Raw genomic sequence first — 12,714 nt, 5'->3', positions numbered from 1 at the left:
ATACATTTTTGCTATGTTTTTAGTAAACCTTGACCATCAAGCAAGCCCAAAGCTTAATCAACTATCTAGCTAATAAACTGTCATTTTTTGTTCAACTATTAGTAATATCAAGTTAGCTAAAGTGTAATTTTTATCCAATATCACTGAAATAATTCCTGCCTAGACTTTGCGGAAATCAAAAACCACTAGGCGAGAAAACATGTCACCAACGTATAAAAAATCTTTCATCACTACGGCTATTTTGGCCGCATTAAGTTCAGTCTCAACAGTTACTGCCGATGAATTACAAGATGATGCTTCAATTGAGCGTATTTCAGTTGCTGGAAAACGTATTTCATTTGCTAACAATGGAGCCAGCGAAACCATGATTGAAAAAGAAGCGCCAATTTCAAGTGTGTTAGATGTTATTGACGAGCTTCCTGGCATCAATATTAACCAAGGTGATGCCTTTGGTGGTGATGACTGGTCAACCTCAATAACTATGCGTGGCTTCGCCATTAATGGTAATGAGCAGCAAATCGGTATGACCATTGATGGTTTACCAAACGGTGGCTCAAATTACGGTGGTGGTTCAAAAGCCAATCGCTACATCAGTATCGAAAACCTCAGCACCGTTAACGTCAGCCAAGGTACAGCCGATATTTCATCAGCTTCTTTGGATGCTCTTGGTGGCACATTAAATTTCATTTCTAAGAATCCTGAAATCGAACGTGAAACCACTATTGCGTATACTGCTGGCGACTTTCAAGCTAAGCGTTTCTTTGTTCGTCACGAAACTGGTGAAATTTTTGATGATACCTATGCTTACGTCAGCTACGCTGATACTAGCACCAAACGCTGGTCAGGCTCAGGCTCAAATGGCGGCACTAATGGTCAGCACTTTGAAGCTAAAATCGTATCGGACTGGGACAAGCTTTCTATCACTGGCCGTATCTCTTATGATGACGTCCACGAAGATAACTACGCTTCTGTTACCTTAGAGCAATTTAAGCAAGATCCAGACTGGGATAGACTGACCTGGAACTGGACAGGTAAACCATATATTGATCAAAACTTTGCAGAAGGCTGGTCTACCCTACGCGAAAACACCTTTGCCTACCTGAAGTTTGAATATGACGTGAATGACAGCTTAAGTTTGAATGTCACTCCTTACTACCACAAAAACAAGGGCCGCGGCGACTGGATCCCTCCTTACCTTGTCGTTGCAGATAAAAATAAACGCGCCATATTAGACAGCAATGGCAATATTCAACGATATGGCTTTGCTGATAAAGATGGTAAACCTTTAGCTCCAGCGACAGGCTGTACAGCAAGTTATACTTTCCCTGGCAATTCAGGCCCTGCACTGCCCCCTGGATGTTACCCAAAAGATGCTGTACCCGTAATGTCTTTCCGTCATACCCATTATAAAAAAGATCGCATGGGTCTGACTGCCAATACTCAATGGCAATTAGATAACCACGACCTACTTGCTGGCTTATGGTACGAAGATACAAAGCGTGACGAGTCTCGTGACTGGCATAAAGTGATAGACGCTCAGGTATATCACCACTTTGATCATGATCCTTATTGGATTCAATACTCAAATACCTTTAACATCACTACCTTAAAGTGGTATTTACAAGACACCATGACCTATGGTGATTTCACAATTAACGCTGGCATCAACCAATATTTGGTCGATTTGGACAAAGTAAATAACTTTACTGGAAACACCGAAGCCAAAATTGAGAGTGATTCAGATGTACTGTTTAGTGCTGGTGTTGTCTACAAACTTACGGATGAAATTGAACTCTTTGGTAGCTATAGCCAAAACTTTGCCGCAATCAAAGATACGGTTCTTGAGCGTGATGCTTCAGCACTTGAAGACATTCAACCAGAAACAGCCGACAACATTGATTTAGGAGTTCGCTATTTTGGTGACAAGTTAAACCTTTCGGCTACGGCTTACTCCATCAAGTTCGAAAACCGAATTACTTTCCTACCTCCTAACGCCGATACTGGTGAAATTGACTACATCATTGGCACCAATGGCAGTTTCATCAATGTCGGTGGCGTAGATTCTAAAGGGCTTGAGTTAAGCGTTAATTACGATATTAATGAAAACTTCAAACTTTATGGTTCTTATACCTACAATGATGCTGAATATACTCAAAGCGTTCCGGATCCAAAGATTGCGATTGTCAAAGGAAAAAGAGTATACGACTCAGTCAAAAACATGTGGGTACTGGCGGCCAACTACTATGTAGACGACTTAGTAATAGGGCTATCAAATAAGTACACAGGCCCTCGTCAAGCCTACCAAGCCAAGACCGATGATTACATCATTACCGATCTAAGGGTTGGCTACAAGCTTGGCTTCGAAGGTATGGGGATCAAATCTATGAACCTAAACTTTGTCGTTAATAACCTGTTTGATAAAGATTACCTATCAACAGGTCAAGGCACCGGTAAAAAGTACTTTATCGGTGCCCCTAAAACAGCAGCATTAACCTTAGATTTTAAATTCTAAGACCATCTCCCTAGACTCGCGGGTTGTCAGGCTTAAGCCTACTTCCCGCTTTTTTGCGTAAAAGACTATGAAAAAAATCACTTACTTAATCCTATTACTGTCATTAAGCATTTCTGCCACAGCTCAAGACAGAAAACTTATCTTAGTCACCATCGACGGTTTGCGCTGGCAAGAAGTCTTTCAAGGTATTCAGCCTGATATTGCAAACAATACCAAATACACACCTAATAAAACGCCACTCATTAAGGAGTTAGAAACGTTACCCGCCAATAAAGCGAAACAAAAACTCATGCCTTTTCTTTGGCAAACCATAGCTGAGCAAGGTGTCATTATTGGTAACCGTAACAAAGGCTCTGTAATGTCGGTAAGCAACCGTTGGAACTTTTCTTACCCTGGCTACAGTGAAATTTTCACGGGAGTGACCAATCCCAAACTCAACTCAAATGCCAAAGTTAACAACCCTGAAATTAGCTTTTTGGAATGGCTACAGAATCATCGAAATTATAAAAATGTGGCTGTATTTGGTGGTTGGGATGTTTTTCCATATATTTTGAATACTCAGCGTAGCCGCCTTCATGTTAATGCAGGATTTGCTTCAGAAAAGGGAACTTCAGCTAAATTAAAACTGCTGAATCAACTGCAAACACAAATACCTAGCCCGTGGACAACGGTTAGATTAGATGCTTTTACCCATCACTATGCATTAGAGCACCTGAAAACTCACAAACCTAAAGTCATGGCGATATCTTATGGTGAGACCGATGATTTCGCCCATGACGGCCGATATGATCATTACATCTCTGCAACTCGTCGTACTGATAATTTTATCAAAGACTTGTGGCAACAACTTCAGTCATTGCCAGAGTATAAAAATAACACCAACATATTGATTGTTACGGATCATGGTAGAGGTTCTGCTGCTAGAGATTGGATGCATCATGCCTCGAAAGCCTCCTTATCCGGTTATATGAAAAAACTCAAACCAGAGTTTCCACAAGGTATCGTAGGCTCAGAGCATATTTGGATGGCAGCAATTGGCCCAGACATCAAATCCATCGGCGACATGCCTACGGCTAAAGAGCTTAAGCAAAACCAAATCGCCGCGACTGCGCTAACCTTGCTTAATGAATCATTTAAGGCTTTTAACCCGAAAGCTGGTAAACCTATTCTGGAAATCATCAAATGAAAAAGCTCGTAATATTTTTGATATTAGAGTTGGGTTTGACCCACTCTACTAGCTGGAGCGAAGAAGTCATTAGCAAAATTTATTTTGGTTCCTGCGCGAAGGAATACAAACCCATGCCTATTTTTAATGCCATCAATCACGATAAGCCCGATGTATTCATCATGCTTGGCGATAATGTTTATGGTGATACCGAAGATATGCTTGAATTAGCGTCTAAATATCAACAGCTTGGTAAAAACCCCGGTTTTGCAACCCTTAGAACGCAATCAGAGATAATCGCGATTTGGGATGATCATGATTATGGCGAAAATGATGCAGGTAAAGAATATCCACAAAAGCAGGCTTCCCGCAAAGTCATGCTGGATTTCTTTAACGAGCCAAAAGATTCACCCCGTTATCACCGTGATGGAATCTACACCTCGTACTTTTATGGTACTGAAGATAAAAAAATTCAGGTGATCATGCCTGATTTACGCTGGAATAGGGATACCTTACATCAAGTCAGTAAGTTTAAATATGCAACTCAGCGCTTACCTAAGAATATGGGGCCTTATAAAGTTTCACCTACACCCAAAGCATCAATGCTTGGGGAGAAGCAATGGCAATGGCTAGAAAAAGAGTTACTCAAACCATCTAAAATAAAAATCATCGCTTCTAGTCTACAACTGTTACCAGAATTCACTGGATGGGAATCTTGGGCGAATTTTCCTTATGACCGCAACCGACTATTGAATTTTATCAAACAACATAAAATCAATGGTGTCATTTTGATCAGTGGTGACACTCACTGGGGAGAAATGTCAAAGCTTCCCCAAGACAATGGTTATCCAATATGGGAAATCACCAGTTCAGGTCTCAGTGAAAAATGGAAAGACGTCAGCCCAAATAAACATCGGGTTGGAGACTTCACCAATAAAGTCAATTATGGGTTTATTGAAGTCAACTGGGAAATGAAAGACCCAGTCATTCAATTTGGCCTTAAAAACGAGCAAGGAAAACTAGTAATGAAACATCAACTTGCTTTATCAAAACTCAACTTTTAAATGCTAACGGACAGCTCAATAGACCATTGAACTGTCCTCTCTACCACTTAGAAAAATGGTCTTCTGTTATCCCCAGTACGTTATTAAGATGGTATTTTCGGCCTTTTGAATCCGTTATCAGACCATTAAAATCGCCAATAAATTGTTTGCTATTAGACTGTAACCAGCCCAAGTTTCGTTTTTCACTGCGATGGCTTCTTGGTGTAAAAGTGAGATTAATGTCACCTTTTTGCGAGACTAAATGCCAACTTTCTCTTTTAATATGACGGTCAAAATCAAAATGAATAGAAGGCAGCAAGTGCTTTTCACCATTAACCCAGAGAACATTTTCGGTACTGCCAGTTTCATTAACACCCGCGGCTAAATTCAGTCCAATGACATCATCATTAAGTCGTGTGTTGATTGAAGCCCAACGCCAACTACTCTCTCTCCGCATGAATCCCGCAGAGAAGTCATAGCTGGCTAATGCTTGACTAAGTGGCTGTGACTCACCATTAATTATCAGTTTTCCTGTTGGTTTCAAACCATTGTGTTTTTGAGTGTAAGTCCAGCCGTTATAGCCTGTCGGAGTGCACAGAGCTACCGGCAAACTGAGACTTGGCTGAGTTAAAACAAGATCTGCTTTGAGCTTTAAGCATTCCAGCTTTAACTGCCAAACACCATCATTTATTGCTATTGCTAATTGCTTAGCCCCTGTACCAATATGACTTTCACCATGCTTTGGTGAGTGTGAGAAGTGATAGCCAAATAATGGCGACTTTAACCAGCTTGCCTCAACTAACGTATTTCTATGAATATCATAAAGATAGACAAAGCCCGTCCCCCAATAGCGAATATCCGACATTGCGGCACTGAGAATAAAATGAGGAGTGTGAACGGAAACAAACTGAAATTGCTTAAAATGAAGATACTTACTCAGCGGATTAACCGCTCTACCCATATTGTTGTAGTAGTGAAAGTCACGAATATTGAGCTCTTCGACCATTCCGTCGAATTGACCATAAATCGGATTACCGTGAATATCGATTAAATGTTCCGGAGCCAATTGAGAAAAACGACAAGGCATAAGCTTCCACCTCGTAAAACGGTTTTGTCACAATGTGTTGCTTGATTTGATATACTGCCAAAATCAATCTTAACCTGTGCATATTATGGATAAATCCGCATTTCTTGACGCCATGAATATTCAGCAATGGCAATCAGCAGCCAACGCTCAGTCTCAAGCTGCGTATCTGATTTTGCATGACGATGATGATACTCCCCCTAGCCCAGAGTTTGTAGCCCAAATATTGGCCTTGTTAGAACTATCCGATATTGAGTTTGCTTTTTCAGAGCAAGCAATCAAAGGGGCTCAAGTGATTTGGGATATGCGCCAAAGAAAAACGCGCCCCCATACCGCTCTAATAGAGTCGGCTCCCATGTCGCAATTACTGCAACAAAGTCAAGCCAAACGAGAGTTATGGCAACAAATTTGTGACCATTTAAATAAAAAGGGCTAAGCCGTTGACCATTACGATTTCATCACTCGAGGTTACTGATAGCGACGCTTTGTATCACATCGAGCAACAAGCACATGCACATCCCTGGTCTTTACCCACCATACAATCCTGCTTTGGTGGGTTATATCATAATATTGGGCTGTATGAAGGCGACGAACTAAAAGGCTTTGCGATTGTTCATCAAGTAATAGATGAAGCCACCTTGATGGATATTTGTGTCTTTCCCTCATGCCAAGGCAAGGGTTATGGCAAGCAGTTACTGCAACAAGCGCTCGAACAAGCGAAACAAAGAGGCGTAACAATAATGATGTTAGAAGTGCGAGCCTCAAATACCGCTGCTATCGCCTTATACAACAAACTGGGGTTTAATGAAACTTATCGCCGCAACGGGTATTACCCAACAGACTCAGGAAGAGAAGATGCGATCATGATGGAGCTAGCGTTAAGTTAAGCTCTGTAAAATAATAAAGGCTGCAAAATGCAGCCTCTTGAGATACCCGATAAATAGAAGTTACTTAACCTCTTTACCCATCGCCTGTAAATCAGCATGATAACTTGAACGTACCATAGGGCCACAAGCCGCATGAGTAAAGCCAATGCTATCAGCAAACTCTTTAAGCTCATCAAATTCCGCTGGCGGTACATAACGTACAACAGGTAAATGGAATTTAGACGGCTGTAAATACTGGCCTAGTGTCAGCATTTCAACATTATGGTCACGTAAGTCACGAAGCACCTGCATAATTTCTTCGTTTGACTCACCTAACCCCATCATTAGACCTGACTTAGTCGGTACATCAGGGTGACGCTCTTTAAACTGCTTAAGCAAGTTTAGTGACCACTGATAATTCGCTCCTGGGCGTGCTTTACGATAATGCGCAGGCGCGGTCTCTAAGTTGTGGTTAAACACATCAGGCGGATTTTGCGAAATGATATCTAGCGCTTTCTCGGTGCGACCACGGAAATCAGGCACTAAGATTTCGATCTTAATCTCAGGGTTCAACGCGCGAATTTCACGAATACAATCAGCAAAGTGTTGCGCACCACCATCACGAAGATCATCACGGTCTACCGAAGTGATCACCACATACTTAAGCTTCATATCCTTAATGGTTTTTGCCAGTTTTTTTGGCTCTTCAGGATCAGGCTTTAATGGTCGACCATGGGCAACATCACAAAATGGACAACGGCGTGTACAAATCGCACCTAAAATCATAAAGGTGGCCGTACCGTGGTTAAAACACTCAGACAAGTTTGGACAAGAGGCTTCTTCACATACCGAATGCAATCCGTTACTTCTCAGTGCATTTTTGATTTCGGTAATGCGCTGATTCGATGATGGTAACTTAACACGCAACCAATCAGGCTTACGCAACATGGTTTCACGCTCAGAGGGTACAATTTTAACCGGAATACGAGATACTTTATCAGCATCACGCAATTTCACGCCCGGTTGAAGTCTTTCTGGTCTATTCATTTGTATTTGCTAATCCTTGATGTTGAACCAACTGCTTATAACCTAATAGTTCAGCTAAGTGTGGGATTAATGATTCCGCGGCCTGCTCTACCGACTCAGGCCCGCCTAACTCATGACATTGTACCATTTTCAGCCCAGCATAACCGCAAGGGTTGATACGATGAAAAGGCTCCATATCCATATTCACGTTTAGCGCCAAACCATGGAAAGAACACCCTTTACGGATCCTTAGCCCAAGGGAGGCAATTTTAGCTTCGTTAACATACACACCCGGCGCATCTGCTTTTGGATATGCTTCAACTCCAAAGTCTTTAAGCATATCAACGATACTCTGCTCAATTGTCGTAACAAGCTGGCGCACACCTATTTTAAGTCGTTTTATGTCTAATAGTGGATATACCACTAATTGACCGGGGCCGTGATAAGTCACCTGCCCACCTCTGTCGACTTGGATTACTGGAATATCGCCGGCAAACAAAATATGTTCACTTTTACCAGCTTGCCCCTGAGTAAATACAGGGGAGTGCTCAACCACCCATAATTCATCACGGCTTTGTGCATCACGATTATCGGTATATTCTTGCATGGCATGCCATACAGACTCGTAATCTTGCTGCCCTAAATATCGAATATGAAGCTTTGCATCTTGCAAGAGTCACTCTCCTAGACGTTATAAAACGCGCTTTACACCATCTATTTTAGCCAGTTCAACGTATAAGGTCTCTACATGCTCTTTGCTGGTTACTTTTACGCGAATGGTTACTGAGTGATACGTGCCTTTACTGGACGCTTTTGTGGTAGGAGTATAATCACCTGGTGCATGCTGCTGAACCACTGATACAACACGACCCGCCAACGTATCACTGGCATCACCAACAACTTTAAAAGGAAAGGAGCAAGGAAACTCCATTAATTCATCAAATTTGGTACTCAACATAAAATATAACCAATACCATAGTACATTACTCAGATATGGTGGCGATTATACAGAAAACAAGCTATGCCGTGTTGAACTTTTAGGAATGAATTTTGCTCAATTGAGTTTAATAAAGTTACTGCGTGATAGCTGTCTATCTAGCTCACCTATCACGCTGCACTATGACTAGAGTTTGAAAAGGAAATCTGCGATTGCTTTAAAGTAACTTTCAGGTGCATCCCCCATAGTAATGTGGCTACCACCTTTACACTCTTTGTGAACACCGTTAGGCATTTGCTCTGCCATCCAAGCAAGATGTTTGGGATCCATAGTATCGTGTTCACCACCAATCACTAACGTTGGAGTTTGGATGTTTTTGAGATCTTGGCTCCTATCCCAATTAGCTAATTTCCCTTTAACGCCAAATTCACTGGGGCCCTGCATCTGAATATAAATAGTGTGATTGATACGATCAAACGCCTCCATCACACACTTAGGCCATGAATCGAATGGTATTCGTAATACATGCTTTTCATAATAATGCGGGATCAGCAACTCCATAAAGCGAGGGTTTTCGTAATCTTCCGCCGCATCCAATTGTTCAATTTCTTGTCTAATATCTTCAGACATCGACCGCTTAGCTAATACTTTACTGTATTCGCCGTACGCAGGAGTGCTGGACATCATGTTCGAAATAATAAGCCCTTTTAACGCCGATTGATGATGAATAGCGTATTCCATCGCCAGCAGTCCACCCCATGATTGTCCCATTAAAATGAAGTTACTTTTATCTAAACCTAACGCAATACGAACTTGTTCGACCTCATCTACAAAGCGTGGCAACTCCCATAAACTATCATCGTCAGGTTTATCGCTTCGATAAGATCCCAATTGATCGTAATAATAAAATTCATACCCTGCTTTATAAAAATAAGGCTCACATAACTTCATATAGTCATGACTACTACCCGGTCCGCCATGTAAAAGTAAAATTTTACAATCCGGGTTATCCCCATGCTTTTCAGTCCAGACTTTAAATTTTCCTTTGGAAGTTTGGATATCAATGAAGTGTCCAGTATCAGCCATAGCTATCTCTATAGTTCTCAAGAATTAATTGATAGGCCAAAGATAGTACAAAACAACCAATTAGATAGAGGAAAAAAAGTTTGGTACAGGCTAGGTTAAGCAATGCAAGTTACTGCACACCATAATCGAGATTAAGAATGATTAATTAAAGCCCCCACAATAGTGGTTATATAATCAACATAATTAACATTTTTAGCACTAAATGTTGCTGTTGGAGATTACAATGCCAAACCAAAAACTAATTTTGATTACTGCAATATTTTTTTCAAGCATTGCGCAAGCCCATTCATTTAAAATCAGTGAGTTACCTTCAAAACTTCAAGAAAATAATTTTGCATCTTACGGTAATGGGCAACAAGTATGCGATAGCGTTGCGGCAGATCACCCTAACGTAAAAACATGCTTTCCAATTCTAAACTTAAGTCAAAAAAATGCACTGATTCTAACCTTTCCTAATGGTAGCGATGATATCGTCCAATCGGATTCAAGTTACGCCGCCTTCAACATAACAGACAATAAGTCCTTTAACACCACAATCACACTATTCGACGGCCGAGAAAAAACTAATGTCATCTATACAGGCCCAATAAAGAGTTGGGAAGGATTGATCTGTGATGACACCGAGTGCCACCCATGGCCAAAATAACGAAATGGAATAAACACTGATAGTGTTAACACTTTATTTACCATTGTCATTTTTCATAAAATCTAAGCTGGAGAGTAATATGCTAACCAAAAGGTTTCTTTTAGGATTCTCAATATTTAACTCATGTGTTTGTCAGGCACACCCTGTAAACCAACATTCTGAAAAGTTAATGGGTAACAACTTTACAGCCTTTACTAATGGTCAGTCATACTGTTTGAGTGCTATAGATACTCATAAGAATATGAAGACTTGTTTTCCGGTATTTAACACCAGCGAACATGTAGGCCTAAAATTTAAATTACCCGACGGTAGCTTCATGCTTATCCAGCAAGGCGAAATGGCTGCAACGATTGATACAACAAAAGACAGCTCATTTAATACCGTAATCGCGTTAAATTGCACTGGAAAATGTGATGTTGTTTATTCAGGAGCAATTAACAACATGGAAGGTTTGATCTGTAATGAGTTTGGCTGTAAGCCATGGAAATAGAATTATTAATTCAAACACAATAATCGCTTATTCAAACCAATCTCGCATGGGGGGCGGAAGATACACGTTTATAAAGCATCGTTTTATGTGTATCTGGTACGCGAGCGGCTCTGCGAAGCTAGGAGGCTCTCACCGCTAAGCGGCATCGGGGCTGCATGTGTGAGTAGATCGTTAGGCCAATTAAAAAAAGGCCCCTTCTTAGGGTGGCCTTTTTGTTTTTAATTGGCGTCAGGCAATGGTCAGCTTCGGTCAAGCCTTCCGCGCTACATAAAAGCATCAAGCCATGCTTGATGATCGCTTTCTTTTTGCCCTACTTAACATGGGGAATGGTGCATGCAAACAACGCATACCACTTCCTATACTCCCCATATTCGATATGTTTATTGTCAAAGCTAAAGCGCAAAAATCCCCTTTGCCCCAGCTCAGCTAGGGGATTTGAGATTTTTTGTTTTACTTTTTCTTAAAAGTAATACCATTTTGCATCAGAAACTGGTTACCTTTGCCCAGCTTCTTGAGCATAGCCTTTTAACCCTTTCTGTAGACTCAATGAATCGACTTCATACATTGCAGCACTGCTGAACCAACTCCACACTTGTACGACTAACCTTAAGTTGTCTGAAGACTAGGGCTCGATTTTGTTTCCATAAAGCGAGCAATTGCAATGTAAAGAAGGCGCATTCTGGCGTCTTGTTCAGATTTAGAAAGTTTGATTAGAAAGTCTGGGGATATGAGAAAACATCATTAAAACACCTTGATGAGTGACTCCTCAATAGATCATATATGAATGCAAAATGGTATAAGCCCCTAAAAACTTAACCTAATTTTGTTAATTCGACATTAAGCTTAAATGAGTTAGGTTACTAATAAAATCGAACGAGATAGAATAATGCAATTACATCAAATATTTCTCATTTCAGTAATGGCAATAACACCGTTTTGCTATGCACAAACTGAACAAGCACAACACAATCCAAATGTTCCGTTAACTAACTTTGCAAATTTTAATTCAGGGCAAGAATTTTGCGACAACCAACAGGCAGCAGATCCAAACATTAAATCCTGTATACCGATATATAATACAAATGAGAATGCTTATCTTAATTTCACAATAAAAAAAATTGTTCGTATCAGTACCGTTGCTCCAAAGTATGTACTTCCTGTTGTTTTCTACCATGAAAAAGATTCATTCGATATTAAGGTAACAAATGCCGTAGAAAATAAAGTGATTTATTCTGGGCCAGCGTATGACATGGTAGGAATTATTTGTAATTATACGAATTGTAAACCTTGGAAATAGATTGTTTATCTTTCCATGACTTTGAGCACAACACTAAAACGCAAAAATCCCCTTAACCTAAGCTAAGGGGATTTGCGTATTTGGCGTCTGGCAATGACCTACTCTCACATGGGGAAACCCCACACTACCATCGGCGAGGCTGCGTTTCACTTCTGAGTTCGGGATGGATTCAGGTGGGGCCACAGCTCTATTGTCACCAGACAAATTCTGTATATTGGACTGGTTAATTGTCCGTCTGACGGCATTGTTTCCTCGCTCTAGTGCTCATGTACTTGAAGTACATTCCGCGCTTCGCTCGTCACGGCTTTGTCAGCCAAACAATTTCCTGCGTCTTTAACCAATCTTTTAATAATATGGAAAACCAATCTCTCGTCATACCTGCGTAGGCAGGTATCCAGCGCCTTTACGCTTTAATTTTGTTCTTCACTTCATTAAGTGATTGATATTCTTACTAAGGTTCAGCTTGTTACTGTACGACCTCCATGGATGGAGGAAGTGCTAGAAATTGTCTGGAACAATTTCAGTAAAACCCATTAGGGTTGTATGGTTAAGCCTCACGAGT

Annotated in this window: 13 protein-coding genes and 1 rRNA gene; 8 read left to right on the top strand and 6 right to left on the bottom strand. The window is 40.8% G+C overall.

The genetic code is table 11. The features are described from left to right. Positions 1 to 199: 199 nt before the first annotated feature. The 3 genes from D5018_RS13510 to D5018_RS13500 all read left to right on the top strand — a co-directional run bounded on the left by D5018_RS13510 (position 200) and on the right by D5018_RS13500 (position 4,741). Positions 200 to 2,512 carry a TonB-dependent receptor gene (locus tag D5018_RS13510; RefSeq protein ID WP_121839528.1) on the top strand — a complete coding sequence of 771 codons (2,313 nt, stop codon included), beginning with the start codon at positions 200 to 202 and terminating at the stop codon, positions 2,510 to 2,512. Between the two features lie 67 nt (positions 2,513 to 2,579). Beyond that, the gene (locus tag D5018_RS13505; protein WP_121839527.1) at positions 2,580 to 3,698 is read left to right on the top strand and encodes an alkaline phosphatase family protein; all 1,119 of its coding nucleotides are present in this window, start codon (positions 2,580 to 2,582) and stop codon (positions 3,696 to 3,698) included. After that, positions 3,695 to 4,741, top strand: a complete 1,047-nt coding sequence (locus tag D5018_RS13500) for an alkaline phosphatase D family protein (protein ID WP_121839526.1) — start codon at positions 3,695 to 3,697, stop codon at positions 4,739 to 4,741. Before D5018_RS13505 ends, D5018_RS13500 begins: the two co-directional genes overlap by 4 nt. A gap of 40 nt (positions 4,742 to 4,781) precedes the next feature. Here D5018_RS13500 and D5018_RS13495 read toward each other — a convergent pair whose 3' ends face one another. After that, complete coding sequence (locus D5018_RS13495) at positions 4,782 to 5,807, bottom strand: DUF2804 domain-containing protein (RefSeq protein WP_121839525.1); 1,026 nt, start codon at positions 5,805 to 5,807, stop codon at positions 4,782 to 4,784. 85 nt (positions 5,808 to 5,892) lie between these two features. On the opposite strand from D5018_RS13495, the gene D5018_RS13490 reads away from it, so the two are divergent. Further along, positions 5,893 to 6,240: a DNA polymerase III subunit psi gene (locus D5018_RS13490; RefSeq protein WP_121839524.1), complete on the top strand. Its 348-nt coding sequence runs from the start codon at positions 5,893 to 5,895 to the stop codon at positions 6,238 to 6,240. Positions 6,241 to 6,244: 4 nt separating this feature from the next. Next, entirely contained in the window at positions 6,245 to 6,691 is a 447-nt protein-coding gene (rimI, locus tag D5018_RS13485) for a ribosomal protein S18-alanine N-acetyltransferase (RefSeq protein ID WP_341538265.1), read from the top strand. 60 nt (positions 6,692 to 6,751) lie between these two features. Here the strand turns inward: rimI and lipA are convergent, their stop codons facing one another. The 4 genes from lipA to D5018_RS13465 form a co-directional block, all read right to left on the bottom strand. Beyond that, positions 6,752 to 7,717 carry a lipoyl synthase gene (gene lipA / locus D5018_RS13480; protein WP_121839523.1) on the bottom strand — a complete coding sequence of 322 codons (966 nt, stop codon included), beginning with the start codon at positions 7,715 to 7,717 and terminating at the stop codon, positions 6,752 to 6,754. Beyond that, complete coding sequence (lipB, locus tag D5018_RS13475) at positions 7,710 to 8,369, bottom strand: lipoyl(octanoyl) transferase LipB (RefSeq protein ID WP_121839522.1); 660 nt, start codon at positions 8,367 to 8,369, stop codon at positions 7,710 to 7,712. The genes lipA and lipB overlap by 8 nt, the downstream gene beginning before the upstream one ends. An 18-nt stretch (positions 8,370 to 8,387) precedes the next feature. Then, positions 8,388 to 8,654, bottom strand: coding sequence for a DUF493 family protein YbeD (gene ybeD / locus D5018_RS13470; RefSeq protein ID WP_121839521.1), 267 nt, complete (start codon positions 8,652 to 8,654; stop codon positions 8,388 to 8,390). Positions 8,655 to 8,819: 165 nt separating this feature from the next. Continuing rightward, the gene (locus D5018_RS13465) at positions 8,820 to 9,719 is read right to left on the bottom strand and encodes a proline iminopeptidase-family hydrolase (RefSeq protein WP_121839520.1); all 900 of its coding nucleotides are present in this window, start codon (positions 9,717 to 9,719) and stop codon (positions 8,820 to 8,822) included. Between the two features lie 223 nt (positions 9,720 to 9,942). Here D5018_RS13465 and D5018_RS13460 point away from each other — a divergent pair, with 223 nt between their 5' ends. From D5018_RS13460 to D5018_RS13450, 3 genes are all read left to right on the top strand, one after another. Further along, entirely contained in the window at positions 9,943 to 10,365 is a 423-nt protein-coding gene (locus tag D5018_RS13460) for a hypothetical protein (protein WP_121839519.1), read from the top strand. Positions 10,366 to 10,444: 79 nt separating this feature from the next. After that, positions 10,445 to 10,855: a hypothetical protein gene (locus tag D5018_RS13455; protein WP_121839518.1), complete on the top strand. Its 411-nt coding sequence runs from the start codon at positions 10,445 to 10,447 to the stop codon at positions 10,853 to 10,855. An 886-nt stretch (positions 10,856 to 11,741) separates the two neighbouring features. Further along, a complete protein-coding gene (locus D5018_RS13450; RefSeq protein ID WP_121839517.1) occupies positions 11,742 to 12,152 on the top strand; it encodes a hypothetical protein in 411 nt (136 codons plus the stop codon). Positions 12,153 to 12,237: 85 nt separating this feature from the next. Here the strand turns inward: D5018_RS13450 and rrf are convergent. Then, positions 12,238 to 12,353 (bottom strand): 5S ribosomal RNA (gene rrf / locus D5018_RS13445). Positions 12,354 to 12,714: the final 361 nt, after the last annotated feature.

This window comes from Parashewanella curva, assembly GCF_003675895.1.
Taxonomy (GTDB): domain Bacteria; phylum Pseudomonadota; class Gammaproteobacteria; order Enterobacterales; family Shewanellaceae; genus Parashewanella; species Parashewanella curva.
The sequence above is the reverse complement of the archived record's forward strand: the minus strand, read 5'-3'. Positions and strand labels throughout refer to the sequence as shown.